The organism is Pseudomonas sp. UW4, from assembly GCF_000316175.1.
GTDB lineage: Bacteria > Pseudomonadota > Gammaproteobacteria > Pseudomonadales > Pseudomonadaceae > Aquipseudomonas > Aquipseudomonas laurylsulfatiphila.
Window position 1 is genome coordinate 341,290 of sequence record NC_019670.1, and the last position, 15,713, is coordinate 357,002.

A 15,713-nucleotide genomic window follows, 5' to 3' on the forward strand; every position below is an offset into this window, starting at 1 on the left:
GCGAGCAAGCCCGCTCCCACATGGATCGCGTTGAACCTGTAGGAGCTGGCTTGCCAGCGATTCGATTTTGCGTCGAATAACAATAATTAAGGACGAGCAATGCAACAGCCAGCAAAGGGTTTGAAACGCGGGCTCTCTGCCCGACATATTCGCTTCATGGCGCTGGGGTCGGCAATCGGCACCGGGCTGTTTTACGGTTCTGCCTCGGCCATTCAAATGGCCGGGCCTGCGGTGCTGCTCGCGTACCTGATTGGTGGCGCGGCGGTGTTCATGGTCATGCGCGCCCTCGGTGAGATGGCGGTGCACAATCCGGTGGCCGGTTCTTTCGGCCAGTACGCCAGCACCTATCTAGGGCCGATGGCGGGCTTCATCCTCGGTTGGACCTACGCATTCGAAATGGTCATCGTCGGCATGGCCGACGTCACTGCATTCGGAATCTACATGGGCTTCTGGTTCCCGGAGGTTTCCCGCTGGATCTGGGTGCTGGGCATCGTCTCGGTGGTAGGCGGTCTGAACCTGTGCAACGTCAAGGTCTTCGGTGAAATGGAATTCTGGCTGTCGCTGCTCAAGGTCGCGGCCATTGTCGCGATGATCCTGGGTGGCTTCGGCATCATGTTGTTCGGCATCAGCACGGCGCCCGGCGCCCAGGCGACCGACATCAGCAATCTCTGGAGCCATGGCGGCTTCATGCCCAATGGCGTGAGCGGCCTGATCGCTTCGTTCGCGGTGGTGATGTTCGCGTTCGGCGGGATTGAAATCATCGGTGTGACCGCCGGTGAAGCCAAGGACCCGCAACATGTGCTGCCCCGGGCGATCAATGCCGTGCCGTTGCGCATCCTGTTGTTCTACGTCCTGACGATGCTGGTGCTGATGTCGATCTTTCCATGGCAGCAGATCGGCAGCCAGGGCAGCCCGTTCGTGCAGATTTTCGACAATCTGGGCATCGGCTCGGCGGCGACCATCCTCAATATCGTGGTGATCTCGGCGGCGATCTCGGCTATCAACAGTGACATCTTCGGTGCTGGCCGCATGATGTACGGCCTCGCTCAGCAGGGCCACGCACCCAAGGGCTTCGCGCGTTTGTCGCGCAATGGCGTGCCATGGATGACCGTTGTGGTGATGAGCGCCGCGCTGTTGCTGGGCGTGTTGCTGAACTATCTGATCCCGGAAAACGTGTTTCTGCTGATCGCCTCCATCGCGACCTTTGCCACGGTTTGGGTCTGGCTGATGATTCTGTTTACCCAGGTGGCCATGCGTCGTTCCATGAGCGCCGAGCAGGTCGCACAATTGAAATTCCCGGTACCGTTCTGGCCCTATGCACCGATAGCGGCGATTGCCTTCATGCTGTTTGTCTTCGGCGTGTTGGGCTACTTCCCGGACACCCAGGCGGCCCTGATAGTCGGCGTGGTGTGGATCGTGCTGCTGGTGCTGGCCTACCTGACCTGGGTGAAACCGGCGGCAGGCCAGGCTGCCCTGGTGACGCCGGACCCGACTTTTTCTCATCGATAACCTAACGGAGGCCAAGGATGAAAACGCTCTGGCAACACTGTCACGTCGCAACCATGGCGCAAGGCGTCTACTCGATCATCGAGGATGCGGCCATCGTGACGTCAGGCGCGCTCATTGAGTGGATCGGCCCGCGCGCTGAACTGCCGGCGGGGGATTACCCGGCCGTCAACGATCTTGAAGGCGCCTGGGTCACCCCGGGACTGATCGACTGCCACACCCACACGGTGTTCGGCGGTAACCGCAGCGGTGAATTCGAAAAGCGCCTGCAAGGCGTCAGCTACGCGGAAATCGCCGCCAGCGGTGGTGGCATCGCCAGCACCGTGCGCGCCACCCGCGCGGCCAGTGAAGACGAACTGTTCGCCAGTGCCGCCAAGCGCCTGAAAAGCCTGATGCGCGATGGCGTCACCAGCATCGAAATCAAGTCCGGCTACGGCCTGGACCTGGCCAACGAGCGCAAGATGCTGCGTGTGGCCCGTCGCCTCGGTGCCGAATTGCCCGTCAGCGTGCGCAGCACTTGTCTGGCCGCTCACGCCTTGCCGCCGGAATACACCGATCGCGCCGACGACTACATCGATCACATCTGCGCTGACATGCTCCCGGCCCTGGCGGCCGAAGGGCTGGTAGACGCGGTGGATGCATTCTGTGAATACCTGGCATTCTCGCCGGCGCAGGTCGAGCGCGTATTCATTACCGCCCGGGAACTGGGCTTGCCGGTGAAGCTGCACGCCGAGCAATTGTCGTCGCTGCACGGCTCGAGCCTGGCGGCGCGTTACCACGCGTTGTCCGCCGATCACCTGGAATTCATGACCGAAGACGACGCCGTCGCCATGGCTGAGTCCGGTACCGTCGCGGTGTTGTTGCCCGGGGCCTTTTACTTCCTGCGCGAAACCCAATTGCCGCCGATGGATGCCCTGCGCAAGCACGGCGTGAAAATCGCCATCGCCAGCGACCTCAACCCGGGCACCTCACCGGGACTGTCGTTGCGCCTGATGCTGAACATGGCCTGCACCTGCTTCCGCATGACCCCGGAAGAAGCTTTGGCGGGTGCCACGATTCACGCCGCTACCGCGCTGGGCATGGCCGATACCCACGGTTCGCTGGAAGTCGGCAAGGTTGCGGATTTCGTCGCCTGGCAAATCGATCGCCCGGCCGACCTGTCGTACTGGCTGGGCGGCGACCTGGAAAAACGCGTCGTGCGCCACGGCGTCGAGACAAATCTGTAGGAGAGCCGTTGTGGATAAGGTACTTAACTTCAAACAAGGCCGCGTACCGCTGCTGATCAGCATGCCCCACGCCGGTGTGCGTCTGACCCCGGCAGTCGAGGCCGGGCTGATCCCCCAGGCGAAAAGCCTGCCGGACACCGACTGGCACATTCCGCAGTTGTATGACTTCGCCGCTGAACTGGGCGCCAGTACCCTGGCAGCCGAATACTCGCGGTTCGTCATCGACCTGAACCGTCCGTCTGACGACAAGCCGCTGTACGCGGGCGCGACCACCGGCCTGTATCCGGCCACGCTGTTCGACGGCGTGCCGTTGTTCCGTGAAGGGCTGGAGCCTTCGAAAGAAGAGCGTGCGACCTATCTGGAAAAGATCTGGACGCCGTACCACAGCACCCTGCAGCAGGAACTGGCGCGACTGAAGGCCGAGTTCGGCTACGCGCTGCTGTTCGATGCGCACTCGATCCGTTCGCTGATCCCGCACCTGTTCGACGGCAAGCTGCCGGACTTCAACCTCGGCACCTTCAATGGCGCCAGTTGCGATCCACAGTTGGCCAGTCAGCTGGAAGCCATCTGCGCACGTCACGACAATTACACCCACGTGCTGAACGGACGCTTCAAGGGCGGCCACATCACCCGCCATTACGGCAACCCGGGCGAGAACATCCACGCAGTGCAACTGGAACTCGGGCAGTGCACATATATGGAAGAGTTCGAGCCGTTCCGTTATCGGGCGGATCTGGCGGAGCCGACGCGGGTGGTGTTGAAGGAGTTGCTGCAAGGGCTGCTGGCCTGGGGCGAGAAGCACTACAACGCTTAATGCTTGGTATATAACCCTGTGGGAGCGAGCTTGCTCGCGATAGCTGTCTGTCAGTTACATCTATGTCGACTGATCCACCGCCATCGCGAGCAAGCTCGCTCCCACAGGTATGTGTTTATCTTGAAAGCGCGTCGGAACAGTCGCCACCGTGCAAAACACGGTCGCCACAGGTCGCTTTTACCGCTCGTCTGCTGCGTATTGTTCTGGCCACGGTGCACAAAGACACCGGCCCGACAATAATCCTGCCGCACGAGATCATCCTGATGAAAAGACTGTTCGCCCGCTGTCTCTCAATCTTCTGCGGCACCGCTCTCCTGAGCACCAGCGTCCTGGCCGCTGACGATCCCTCCTGCAAGACCGTGCGCATGGGCGTGGTCAACTGGACCGATGTGATTGCCACCAGTGGCATGGCCGATGTGTTGCTCAACGGTCTGGGCTACGAAAGCAGGCAAACCAGCGCCGTGCAGCAAATCATCTTCGCCGGCATCCGCGACAAGCGCCTCGACATCTTCCTCGGTTACTGGAAACCGGCGATGGACAAGAACATCGCCCCCTTCGTGGCTGCCAATCAGGTCAAGGTCATGGACAAGCCGAGCCTGGCCGATGCCCAGGCAACTCTCGCTGTGCCTGACTACGTCGCGGCTGCGGGCCTGAAAACCTTCGCCGATATCGCCAGGTTCAAAGACCAGCTCGGCGGCAAGATCTACGGTATCGAGCCGGGCAGCGGTGCCAACACCACGATCAAGACGATGATCGAGACCAATCACTTCGGCCTCAAGGACTTCAAACTGATCGAGTCCGGTGAGGCCGGGATGCTGGCGGCCGTGCAGCGGGCGGTGAATCGCAAGGAGTTCGTGGTATTTGTCGGCTGGACCCCGCACCCGATGAACATCAACATGAAGATCGACTACCTGACCGGCAGCGAAGACGTGTACGGGCCGAACGAAGGTGCGGCGACCGTATCCACCGTCACCGCCCCGGATTACGCCGAGCGCTGCCCGAACGTCAATCGGTTGCTGGAGAACCTGACCTTCACCGCTGCCCAGGAAAGTCAGCTGATGGTACCGATCATGGAGCGCCAAACGGCTCAGGATGTCGCCAGAAAATGGCTGCGCGAACATCCCGAAGACCTGCAGCGCTGGCTGGCGGGTGTCAGCAGTTTCGATGGCAAGGACGGCGTGGTGGCGGTTCAGGGCAGCCTGAAGAACTGACCCCCGTCTGATTTGTGCAAGACCTGTGGGAGCGAGCCTGCTCGCGAAGGCGGTCTGACAGTCAACATTGATGTTGGATGTGCCGGCCTCTTCGCGAGCAGGCTCGCTCCCACAGGGTGGGCCCCACACATTTCCCTGAACGGGCACCAGGCTCATGGCTTCTTACCCGCTTTCCGAGCAAATGACGGCATTCGTCGAGAAAACCGTCAGTTTCAACAGCACCGACAGCAGCCTCGCCGGATTGCGCCAGGCCTACAGCGAGATGTGCCGGGCGTTTACTCCGGCACGTCCCGCCGGGTTGTATGTGGTCGACTTCGTGTTGTCCGGCGTTGCCGTCCGTTCCTATCAGCCACCGGCCAGCGGTGCGTCGTGCATCGTTTACCTGCATGGCGGCGGCTGGGTGGTGGGGGACCTGGACTCCCACGACTTCATCTGCGCCGAATTGGCATCGACACTCGGTGTGCTGGTGATCGCCGTCGATTATCGCCGGGCACCGGAGCATCCGTTTCCCGCTGCGTTCGATGATTGCCTGAAGGTCTGGCGAGCGCTACGCACCGGGCCGTTTCAACTCGATCCGGAGCGCATGCTGGTGGCCGGTGACAGTGCCGGCGGCAATCTCGCAGCAGCGTTGTGCCTGGCACTGCGCGATGCCGGCGAGCCGTTGCCGTGCGCGCAGGTTCTGATCTATCCGGGGTTGGGCGGCGATCACCGGCTGCCATCGCGCAGCGAGTGCATCGACGCGCCGTTACTCAGCAGCAGTGACGTCGATTGCTATCACGCCCTTTACCTGCAGGGCACCCGCCATCCGAGCGCCTACGCCATGCCGTTGCTCGCCACGGATTTCAGGGGATTGCCACCGGCATGGATCGCCGTGGCGCAATTCGACCCGTTGCGTGATGACGGCGTGCGGTATGCCAAGCGACTGAACGCTGCGGGCGGGACTGCCACGCTGTATATCGGCGAGGGCCTGGTTCATGGCTGTTTGCGGGCCCGCGGGCAGGTGGCCGAGGTCGATGAGCTGTACCAGACCCTGTTCGAATACCTGGCGGCTAAACTCTGACTCCGCAGGGGCATGCTCATTGACGTAATTCGGGTTTATGATGCCGGACGGCAGAATAATAGAAGTCCCCCCAGGGATGACCTCGACCCCTTACGGAGTGCGCAATGCAGACTTTGTACCCGCAGATCAAACCCTACGCCCGGCACGATCTGGCCGTCGACGAGACCCACACGCTGTATGTCGACGAAAGCGGTTCACCGGAAGGTTTGCCGGTGGTGTTCATCCACGGCGGCCCCGGTGCCGGATGTGATGCCCAGAGTCGTTGCTTCTTCGATCCCAACCTTTATCGCATTGTCACTTTCGATCAGCGCGGTTGCGGTCGCTCCACCCCCCACGCCAGCCTGGAAAACAACACCACCTGGGATCTGGTCGCCGACCTGGAGCGGATTCGCCAGCACCTGGGCATCGACAAATGGGTGCTGTTTGGCGGCTCCTGGGGTTCGACCCTGGCGTTGGCCTATGCGCAAACCCATCCTGAGCGTGTACATGGTCTGATCCTGCGCGGGATTTTTCTGTGCCGTCCGCAGGAAATCGAATGGTTCTATCAGGCTGGCGCGAGCCGTCTGTTCCCCGATTACTGGCAGGACTACATCGCGCCGATCCCGCTGGATGAGCGCGAAGACTTGCTTACCGCGTTCCACAAGCGTCTGGTCGGCAACGACCAGATTGCCCAGATGCACGCGGCCAAGGCCTGGTCCACCTGGGAGGGCCGTACTGCGACCCTGCGTCCGAACCCGCTGGTGGTCGATCGCTTCTCCGAGCCACAGCGTGCCTTGTCGATTGCCCGCATCGAATGCCACTACTTCAGCAACCACGCCTTCCTGGAACCGAACCAGTTAATCCGCGACATGGGCAAGATCGCCCATTTGCCTGGCGTGATCATCCATGGCCGCTATGACGTGATCTGCCCGCTGGATAACGCCTGGGAATTGCATCAAGCCTGGCCGAACAGCGAACTGCAGGTCATCCGCGATGCCGGTCATGCCGCTTCCGAACCGGGCATCACCGACGCGCTGGTCCGCGCCGCCGATCAGATGGCCCGGCGTCTGCTCGACCTGGCGCCTGACGAGGCATGAAGGGCCTGCTGCAAAGGGTGCGTGGCGCGCGAGTCGAGGTTGCCGGCGAAGTCGTGGGTGCCGTTGATCAGGGATTGCTGGTTCTGGTGGCCGTTGAACCAGACGATACGCGGGCCAGCGCCGACAAACTTCTTAATAAACTGCTTAACTATCGGGTGTTCAGTGACGCTGAGGGCAAGATGAATCTGTCCCTGGCGGATGTGGGCGGCGGACTGCTGCTGGTCTCTCAGTTCACCCTGGCTGCCGATACCAGAAGCGGGCTGCGTCCGGGTTTCTCGACTGCGGCCCCTCCGGCCTTGGGTGAGGAATTGTTCGACTATCTATTAAGCAAAGCGAAACAGGTGCATGGCACTGTGGCATCAGGTAGATTCGGCGCGGATATGCAGGTGCACCTGGTCAATGATGGCCCGGTCACCTTCCTGTTACAGACCTGAAAGCGCTTGAAACAAGTTTTTACGCTCATTTCGACTGAAAACAGGGCTTTGTCGCGATAAATACTTTGTTACCCCTGATGCGTTGTAACGCGGCCTACTAGATAATCGCGCGCTACGGGGATCAGCGTTCGTTGGTCCATTTTGACTTAGGTAGAGACTTGTCTGGATCCGATTGGGGAATCATTTCGCCCCAGCGGAGTCGGAACAATGCTCGCCAACTTGGCAAGAGTGGTTTGCAAGGGCGGTTTTTTCAGACCGTACACCGTGCAGACCCTTTAACTGGCCGTTGGTTTTTTGATCTGTTTTCGGCGAGGGTTGCTCGTGATTGTTAGTCCCTGTAACGCACCAAAATTGTCTGTCAAACGGTTACGCAGCGCCCTGGTAGCGGGCTCTGCACTGCTCTGCCTGCTCAGCGCCGGCCAGCTTTGGGCATTCAGTCTGGATGATGTATCGGCCAAGGCAAAAGAGCTGGCCGCGCAGAAATACGAAGCGCCGCGCAGTAACCTGCCGAACGAGTTCCGCGAAATGAAGTTCGCGGACTACCAGAAAATTCGTTTTCTGACGGAAAAAGCCGAATGGGCTGATCAGAAGACGCCGTTCAAGCTGTCCTTCTATCACCAGGGCATGCACTTCGATACGCCGGTTAAAATCAACGAAATCACGGCGAACACCGTCGAAGAGATCAAATACGATCCAAGTCGTTTCGACTTCGGCGATGTGAAGTTCGACCCGAAAGCCACCGAGCAACTGGGCTACGCCGGTTTCCGTGTGCTGTACCCGGTCAACAAGGCCGACAAGCAAGACGAAATCATGACCATGCTCGGCGCGAGCTACTTCCGCGTCGTCGGCAAGGGTCACGTCTATGGCTTGTCCGCTCGCGGCATGGCCATCGATACCGCCTTGCCGTCCGGCGAAGAATTCCCGCGTTTTCGCGAATTCTGGATTCAACAGCCCAAGCCGGGCGACAAGCACCTGGTGATCTTCGCCCTGCTGGACTCTCCGCGTGCCACCGGTGCCTATCGCCTGACCCTGCGTCCGGGCAGCGACACCATCGTCGACGTCAAGGCGCAGATGTTCCTGCGTGACAAGGTCGGCAAACTGGGCATCGCCCCGTTGACCAGCATGTTCCTGTTCGGCGCCAACCAGCCGTCGAAAGTACTGAACTACCGCCGCGAACTGCACGACTCCAGCGGCCTGGCGATCCATGCCGGCAACGGCGAGTGGATCTGGCGTCCGCTGAACAATCCGAAACACCTGGCGGTGAGCAACTTCAGCGTGGAAAACCCGCGCGGCTTCGGCCTGCTGCAACGTGGCCGCGACTTCAGCCACTACGAAGACCTCGACGACCGCTACGACAAGCGCCCAAGCGCCTGGATCGAGCCGAAGGGTGACTGGGGCAAGGGCACTGTCGACCTGGTCGAGATTCCGACCGCCGACGAAACCAACGACAACATCGTGGCCTTCTGGAACCCGGAAAAATTGCCGGAACCTGGCCAGCCGCTCGATGTCGCTTATCGTATGCACTGGACCATGGACGAAGCGGCGATTCACGCGCCGGACAGTGCCTGGGTCAAGCAGACCCTGCGTTCGACCGGTGACGTCAAGCAGTCCAACCTGATTCGTCAGCCCGATGGCAGCGTTGCCTACCTGGTGGACTTCGAAGGCCCGTCCCTGGCGGCATTGCCGGCCGATGCCGAGGTTCGCAGCCAGGTCAGCATCGGCGACAACGCCGAGCTGGTGGAAAACAGCGTGCGCTACAACCCTGAAACCAAGGGCTGGCGCCTGACCCTGCGGATGAAGATCAAGGATCCGGGCAAGTCCACCGAGATGCGTGCTGCGCTGGTGCAGAACATCGTGCCGGCGGACCTGGCCAAGACGTCGATTCCGTCGTCCAACTCGTCGGTTGCCAAGGCCGACAAGGTTGCCGCCAAGCAACAAGAGAAAGCGGACAAGGAAGCCAGGCAAGCAGAGGCCAAGCAGGCTGAAGCCAAGCCTGTTGCAGATGCCAAGGACAAGGCCAATAAAGACGCCAAGCAGCCTGTCGCTGCCGACGCGGCCCCAGCCACACCGGAATCGGCGCCGACTGAAGAAGTCCTGACCGAGACCTGGAGCTATCAGTTGCCTGCCGATGAGTAACTCTCAAGTACGGCCAGAAACTCTTTCCGAGTATCTGGCGCATCTGCCGATGACCGACGAGCAGCGCGCGGAACTCGCGGGCTGCCAGTCTTTCAGCGAATTGCACGAACGCCTGTCGTCTTCGACGTTCGACGCCCCGACCGAAGCCGCCCAGGCTTCGGTCGGCAAACGCCTGACCCTGAGCACCGCCGAAGAGCTGCAGGACGCGGAAATGCTGGTGCTCGACGCCAACGGCCGGGTCTGCCTCAAGGCGACCCCGCCGATCCGGCGGACCAAGGTCGTGCCGGAGCCGTGGCGCACCAACATTCTGGTGCGTGGCTGGCGGCGGATGACCGGTCGTACCAACCCGCCGAAGCCGCCGAAGGACGAGCGTGTGCTGCCGGCTGCGCGCTGGCGTACCGTCGGTTCGATCCGTCGCTACATTCTGTTGCTGCTGATGCTCGGCCAGACCATCGTCGCCGGCTGGTACATGAAAGGCATCATGCCGTACCAGGGCTGGTCGTTCGTCGACCTCAACGAAGTGCTGCACCAACCGCTGCTGCAAACGGCCACGCAAGTGCTGCCTTACGCCTTGCAGACCAGCATCCTGATCCTGTTCGGGATTCTGTTCTGCTGGGTATCGGCCGGTTTCTGGACCGCGCTGATGGGCTTCCTCGAATTGCTGACCGGTCACGATAAATACCGTATCTCTGGTAAAAGTGCCGGTAACGAGCCGATTCCAAAGGATGCGCGCACCGCACTGGTGATGCCGATCTGCAACGAAGACGTGCCTCGGGTGTTCGCCGGCCTGCGGGCGACCTTCGAGTCGGTCGCGGCTACGGGTGACCTGGACCGCTTCGACTTCTTCGTCCTCAGCGACAGTAACGACGCCGATATCTGTGTTGCCGAGCAACAGGCCTGGCTGGACGTCTGCCGCGAAGCCGGTGGCTTCGGCAAGATCTTCTATCGCCGCCGTCGTCGTCGCGTAAAACGCAAGAGCGGCAACCTCGACGACTTCTGCCGTCGTTGGGGCGGTGACTACAAGTACATGGTCGTACTCGACGCCGACTCCGTGATGAGCGGCGAGTGCCTGACCAGTCTGGTGCGCCTGATGGAAGCGACGCCGGACGCCGGGATCATCCAGACCGCGCCACGGGCGTCGGGCATGGACACACTGTATGCGCGCATGCAGCAGTTCGCCACTCGCGTGTATGGCCCGCTGTTCACCGCCGGCCTGCACTTCTGGCAACTGGGCGAGTCGCACTACTGGGGCCACAACGCGATCATCCGCATGAAGCCGTTTATCGATCACTGCGCCCTGGCGCCGTTGCCCGGTAAAGGCGCGTTCTCCGGTTCGATCCTGTCCCACGACTTCGTTGAAGCCGCGCTGATGCGCCGTGCCGGTTGGGGCGTGTGGATTGCCTACGATTTGCCGGGCAGCTATGAAGAACTGCCGCCGAACCTGCTGGACGAACTCAAGCGTGACCGTCGCTGGTGCCACGGCAACCTGATGAACTTCCGCCTGTTCCTGGTAAAAGGCATGCACCCGGTGCATCGCGCGGTGTTCCTGACCGGCGTGATGTCCTACCTGTCGGCGCCGCTGTGGTTCTTCTTCCTGGTGCTGTCGACCGCGCTGCTGGCGGTCAACACGCTGATGGAGCCGCAGTACTTCCTCGAACCACGCCAGCTCTATCCGCTGTGGCCACAATGGCACCCGGACAAGGCGATTGCGCTGTTCTCGACCACCATCGTGCTGCTGTTCCTGCCGAAGCTGCTGAGCATCATCCTGATCTGGGCCAAGGGCGCAAAAGAGTTCGGCGGCAAGTTCAAGGTGACCCTGTCGATGCTGCTGGAGATGCTGTTCTCCATGCTGCTGGCGCCGGTGCGGATGATCTTCCACACCCGTTTCGTCCTCGCCGCGTTCCTCGGCTGGGCCGCGACCTGGAACTCGCCGCAGCGTGACGACGACTCCACGCCGTGGAGCGAAGCGATCAAGCGCCACGGTCCGCAAACCCTGCTGGGCTTCTTCTGGGCCCTGCTGGTGATCTGGCTGAACCCGAGCTTCCTGTGGTGGCTGGTGCCGATCGTCGGTTCGTTGATGCTGTCGATCCCGGTGTCGGTGATTTCCAGCCGCGTCGGCCTGGGCCTGAAGTCCCGTGACGAGAGCCTGTTCCTGATTCCCGAGGAGTACAATCCGCCGCAGGCCTTGCTGGCCACCGACCAGTACACCCACGAAAACCGCTGGCACGCGCTGAGCGACGGCTTTGTCCGTTCGGTGGTCGACCCGCAGCAGAACGCCCTGGCGTGCTCGCTGGCGACCTCTCGGCACAATCAGGCTGAGCCGATCGAGTGGTTGCGCATCGAGCGGGTGCGGCACGCGATGAAGGTTGGACCTGAAGGCTTGACCAACAACGAGCGTGTGCAACTGTTGAGCGACCCGGTGGCATTGGCTCGCTTGCACGAGCAGGTCTGGAACGAAGGTCACCCGGATTGGCTGGGCGCCTGGCGCAAGTCGGTGAAGGCAGATCCCCATGCACCGTTGCTGCCGCTCAAGCCAATGAGCGAACAGCCTCAGTTGGCATGATAAAAAAACCCGCGAAAGCGGGTTTAATGAGATGGTCAGCCTGACCGAGAAGCCCTGCAGGTTTACGCTTGCAGGGCTTTTCTCGTTTTCGGCGGAGGATCTCTCATGAATACGATGACGCTTCTCGGTATCGACATTGGCAAACACAGTTTCCACCTGCATGGCCAGGATGCCAAAGGTCATCAGGTATTGCGCAAGAAAACCAACCGCGGCCAATTGCTCAGCACATTGGCGCAGGTACCGTCCTGTACGGTGGTAATGGAGTCCTGCGGCGGCGCCCATTGGCTGGCTCGACAGATTGGTGCATTGGGCCACGAGGTGAAGCTGATCGCCCCGCAGTACGTCAAACCATTCGTCAAAGGCAACAAAAACGACTTCATTGATGCCGAAGCGATTTGCGAGGCGGCGAGCCGCCCCGCGATGCGCTTCTGCTCGATCAAAACCGCAGAGCAACAAACGCTTTCAGCCCTGCATCGTGTCCGTAAATCTTTGATTGGCCAGCGAACCGTCGCAACCAACCAGATTCATGGCTTTCTGCTGGAGTTCGGGATCAGCCTGCCTATAGGTGCCGCTGCGTTGCACCGCGTGCCGGCGCTGTTGGACGACCCGCAGCACCCGGTTCCGTTGCGCCTAAAGGGCGTAGTGATGCGTCTCCATCATCAAATTCAACAGCTGAATGATGAAATCAAGGACATCGAGTCCGATCTGAAGCAGCAGCTGAAAGAAGACGATGCCGGGAGTCGTTTGCAGAGTATTCCTGGCATCGGCCCGATCACCGCCAGCGCGGTATTGGCGGATGTGGGCGATGCGTCGAACTATCGAAGTGGACGCGATTTTGCCGCTTCGCTAGGGCTGGTGCCGAGGCAGTATTCGACGGGCGGAAAAACAGTACTACTGGGGATCAGCAAGCGCGGCGACAAGCACATCCGCCAACTGCTGGTGCAGGGCGCGCGATCCATCATGCAGCATATCGATAAGCGGGAAGACGCCTTGGGGCCCTGGGTTCGAGAGCTGCTGACGCGTCGCCACTCCAATGTTGTCGCGTGCGCGCTGGCGAACAAACTGGCGCGCATCGTGTGGGCGGTACTGGCCAAAGGCGGCCAGTACGACCCACATCCGAACGCTTGAACAGCTTTACCACCGGCTTTTGCGACGTCACTGACTGATGACAGTAAACGGCAAACGGCCCGACTGAGAACCTGCCATAAAAATCAGCTTTAGAGGCTGAGGGTTTTTTCAGGACAGTCGGGAGCGGCTACTCATCGAGGGTCGAGCGTTGTTGCAGCAACGCTCACAATGAGCCCGGATACATTAGCGCAAGCCAGCTTTACCGAAAACAGCCCATGAGGTTGCAGGAGATGGGCTGACCATACATTTTTATGGCTTGAAGTTTGTTTTTGAGCTGCACCAGATTCTGTAACAGCGGTGTCTGGTCGATCGCTTTCGCGGGCAAGCCCGCTCCCAGAGGGGACCGCATTTCAGTGTGGGGGCGGGCTTGCCCGCGAAGGCATCACCTCGGTCCTGAGTGAGCCGAGGTCTGCAGATCACCTCAAACCCTGAACTTGCCCACTAGCATCTGCAAATGCGTCCCCAGTCGTGCCAGCTCAACGCTGGACGCTGCCGTCTCTTCACTGGCTGCCGAGGTCTGGTCCGACACATCCCGCACGTTCAGCACGCTGCGGTTGATCTCTTCGGCCACGGCGCTTTGCTGTTCGGCGGCAGCGGCGATCTGCTGGTTCATTGCCTGAATCGCCGAGACGGTGCGGGTGATGCTTTCCAGTGAGCCACCGGCGCGGCGGGTCAGTTCGACACTGCTGTCGGTCAGGGTGCGGCTGTTGTCCATGATGGTCGCCACTTGCTGCGTGCCGCTTTGCAGGCCGACGATCAGCTCTTCGATCTCTTCGGTGGATTTCTGGGTGCGCTGGGCCAGGCTGCGGACTTCGTCGGCGACCACGGCAAACCCACGTCCGGCTTCACCGGCACGGGCTGCTTCAATCGCGGCGTTGAGCGCCAGCAGGTTGGTTTGCTGGGCCACGGACTTGATCACGTCGAGCACGCTGCCGATCTTGTCGCTTTCGCGCTTGAGTTCGCCCATGGCCTCGGTGGAGTGGCCGACTTCCGCGGCCAGGCGCTCGATCTGGGCGATGGCTTCGCCCACCACTTTGTCACCCTCACGGGCCTGCTGGTCGGCGGCGACGGCGGCTTCGGAGGCCTCTTCGGCGTTGCGCGCCACTTCCTGCACGGTGGCGGCCATTTCATTCATGGCGGTGGCGACCTGATCGGTCTCGACTTTCTGGCTGTTGACCCCGGCGCTGGTCTGCTCGGTGACTGCGGACAGCTCTTCAGCGGCGCTGGCAATCTGCGTGACGCCATCGCTGATGCCGCCGATCAGTTCGCGCAAGCCTTGGGTCATGCTCTGCATGGCGCGCTGCAACTGGCCGAGTTCGTCGCGACGCTGCGACGTCAGGTTGTGGGTCAGGTCGCCGCTGGCAACGCGCTCAGCGACAGCCAGGGTCTGGTTCAACGGAATGATGATCTGCCGGGTGATGGCCCAGGCGGCCAGCAGGCCGAAGGCGATGGCCAGAACGGTGGCAAGGGTCAGCATGTTCTTGGCGTGGGCGGCGTCGGTGTCACGCACGACGGTTTGCGAGACGGTGAGTTTCTGGCTCATGTCCAACAGGATGTCGCCTTGGGCGGACATGCGTACCAGGGCCTTGGCGCTGGCCACCTGGGAGTCGCGGAACTGGCTGACGGCGGCGCGGTAGGCCTTCAGTGAATCAGTCGCCTGTTGCAGGTTGGCGATGTGTTCTTCAGGCAGTTTGGCCGGCAGGCTCTCGAGGTTCTTCAGGGCGTTATCGATCGCGTCGAGGGCTGGCTGTTCGGCTTCGCTCTTGCCGCTGTAGGTGTAGCCGCGAACCTGGAAGCGCGCCTGCTGGATCAGTTTGCTCAGGTCGATCACGCTATTGAATGCTGCGACGCTGTCACCTTGCAGCATGGATTTTTCCACTTCGGCGACACGGGCCACGGCGTTGTCGGCGGTGGCGCCGAGTTTGCTGCGGGCATCTTCACGCTGGGCGCCGGCCTGGGTCATGTCGTTGAAGGCACGACGGTATTCGGCGACAGCGGCCAGTTGTTGATCGACCATGGCTGTGTCGGCCGGTTGTTCGATCAGGCCGCGGGCGGTCTGCAGGCCGCTTTCGAGTTTGCCCAGCAGATCGTTGACGGCGCCGGGGCCTTGTTCCCCGCGACGCATCTCGTAATCCAGGCGTGCAATGCGCAGGTCCTTGGTCAGGTCGTTGAGACTGGCGATGAATCCCAGTTTATCGCCACGGCTGGTGACGCCGCTCAGGCCGCTCCAGCCGGTGAAGGTGATCAGCAGGGTCAGTAACAGCACCAGGCCGAAGCCGATCCCCAGCTTGCGTTTGACGCTGACGTTTCCCAGATTCTCGGCTAGCCATTGGTACATGCTGAAACTCCCCGGACCACAATTTGGTTTTATGGGGGGTGTATCGGCAGGGGCGCGAGGTTCTGTAGGCGCTGCCCGATGTATGGGCGAATAGCTATCTCGGGTAGAAGTCGGACCTGTGGGAGCGAGCTTGCTCGCGATGACGGTGTATCAGCCACTTCATTGTTGACTGACACGCCGCTATCGCGAGCAAGCTCGCTCCCACAAGGGATTGTGTCCGG

11 protein-coding genes are annotated in these 15,713 nt (G+C 61.2%); 10 read left to right on the forward strand and 1 reads right to left on the reverse strand.

Features of this window, described 5'->3' with window-relative positions; translation table 11 throughout:
• The first annotated feature begins 99 nt into the window (after positions 1-99).
• The 10 genes from PPUTUW4_RS01565 to PPUTUW4_RS01610 all read left to right on the forward strand — a co-directional run bounded on the left by PPUTUW4_RS01565 (position 100) and on the right by PPUTUW4_RS01610 (position 13,154).
• Positions 100-1,509 (forward strand): amino acid permease, encoded by a 1,410-nt coding sequence (locus PPUTUW4_RS01565; RefSeq protein WP_015093106.1) that lies wholly within the window; start codon positions 100-102, stop codon positions 1,507-1,509.
• 17 nt (positions 1,510-1,526) lie between these two features.
• Positions 1,527-2,732 carry an imidazolonepropionase gene (gene hutI / locus PPUTUW4_RS01570; protein ID WP_015093107.1) on the forward strand — a complete coding sequence of 402 codons (1,206 nt, stop codon included), beginning with the start codon at positions 1,527-1,529 and terminating at the stop codon, positions 2,730-2,732.
• 10 nt (positions 2,733-2,742) lie between these two features.
• Positions 2,743-3,546: an N-formylglutamate deformylase gene (hutG, locus tag PPUTUW4_RS01575; RefSeq protein WP_015093108.1), complete on the forward strand. Its 804-nt coding sequence runs from the start codon at positions 2,743-2,745 to the stop codon at positions 3,544-3,546.
• Positions 3,547-3,809: 263 nt separating this feature from the next.
• A complete protein-coding gene (locus PPUTUW4_RS01580) occupies positions 3,810-4,757 on the forward strand; it encodes a choline ABC transporter substrate-binding protein (protein ID WP_015093109.1) in 948 nt (315 codons plus the stop codon).
• 154 nt (positions 4,758-4,911) lie between these two features.
• Positions 4,912-5,817: an alpha/beta hydrolase gene (locus tag PPUTUW4_RS01585; protein WP_015093110.1), complete on the forward strand. Its 906-nt coding sequence runs from the start codon at positions 4,912-4,914 to the stop codon at positions 5,815-5,817.
• Between the two features lie 104 nt (positions 5,818-5,921).
• Positions 5,922-6,893, forward strand: a complete 972-nt coding sequence (gene pip, locus PPUTUW4_RS01590) for a prolyl aminopeptidase (protein ID WP_015093111.1) — start codon at positions 5,922-5,924, stop codon at positions 6,891-6,893.
• The gene (gene dtd, locus PPUTUW4_RS01595; protein WP_015093112.1) at positions 6,890-7,327 is read left to right on the forward strand and encodes a D-aminoacyl-tRNA deacylase; all 438 of its coding nucleotides are present in this window, start codon (positions 6,890-6,892) and stop codon (positions 7,325-7,327) included. The genes pip and dtd overlap by 4 nt, the downstream gene beginning before the upstream one ends.
• Positions 7,328-7,648: 321 nt before the next feature.
• Positions 7,649-9,463 (forward strand): glucan biosynthesis protein G, encoded by a 1,815-nt coding sequence (locus PPUTUW4_RS01600; RefSeq protein ID WP_015093113.1) that lies wholly within the window; start codon positions 7,649-7,651, stop codon positions 9,461-9,463.
• Entirely contained in the window at positions 9,456-12,026 is a 2,571-nt protein-coding gene (gene mdoH / locus PPUTUW4_RS01605) for a glucans biosynthesis glucosyltransferase MdoH (protein ID WP_015093114.1), read from the forward strand. Before PPUTUW4_RS01600 ends, mdoH begins: the two co-directional genes overlap by 8 nt.
• Before the next feature lie 105 nt (positions 12,027-12,131).
• Positions 12,132-13,154 (forward strand): IS110 family transposase, encoded by a 1,023-nt coding sequence (locus PPUTUW4_RS01610; RefSeq protein ID WP_015093115.1) that lies wholly within the window; start codon positions 12,132-12,134, stop codon positions 13,152-13,154.
• 421 nt (positions 13,155-13,575) lie between these two features.
• On the opposite strand, the gene PPUTUW4_RS01615 is transcribed toward PPUTUW4_RS01610, so the two are convergent.
• Complete coding sequence (locus tag PPUTUW4_RS01615) at positions 13,576-15,492, reverse strand: methyl-accepting chemotaxis protein (protein ID WP_015093116.1); 1,917 nt, start codon at positions 15,490-15,492, stop codon at positions 13,576-13,578.
• Positions 15,493-15,713 lie beyond the last annotated feature (221 nt).

What these genes read in the sequence shown, in the direction of transcription:
- PPUTUW4_RS01565 (WP_015093106.1), top strand. Translation starts at nt 100, where the DNA reads ATGCAACAGCCAGCAAAGGGTTTGAAACGCGGGCTCTCTGCCCGACAT.
- hutI (WP_015093107.1), top strand. Translation starts at nt 1,527, where the DNA reads ATGAAAACGCTCTGGCAACACTGTCACGTCGCAACCATGGCGCAAGGC.
- PPUTUW4_RS01580 (WP_015093109.1), top strand. Translation starts at nt 3,810, where the DNA reads ATGAAAAGACTGTTCGCCCGCTGTCTCTCAATCTTCTGCGGCACCGCT.
- PPUTUW4_RS01585 (WP_015093110.1), top strand. Translation starts at nt 4,912, where the DNA reads ATGGCTTCTTACCCGCTTTCCGAGCAAATGACGGCATTCGTCGAGAAA.
- pip (WP_015093111.1), top strand. Translation starts at nt 5,922, where the DNA reads ATGCAGACTTTGTACCCGCAGATCAAACCCTACGCCCGGCACGATCTG.
- dtd (WP_015093112.1), top strand. Translation starts at nt 6,890, where the DNA reads ATGAAGGGCCTGCTGCAAAGGGTGCGTGGCGCGCGAGTCGAGGTTGCC.
- mdoH (WP_015093114.1), top strand. Translation starts at nt 9,456, where the DNA reads ATGAGTAACTCTCAAGTACGGCCAGAAACTCTTTCCGAGTATCTGGCG.
- PPUTUW4_RS01610 (WP_015093115.1), top strand. Translation starts at nt 12,132, where the DNA reads ATGAATACGATGACGCTTCTCGGTATCGACATTGGCAAACACAGTTTC.
- PPUTUW4_RS01615 (WP_015093116.1), bottom strand. Translation starts at nt 15,492, where the DNA reads ATGTACCAATGGCTAGCCGAGAATCTGGGAAACGTCAGCGTCAAACGC.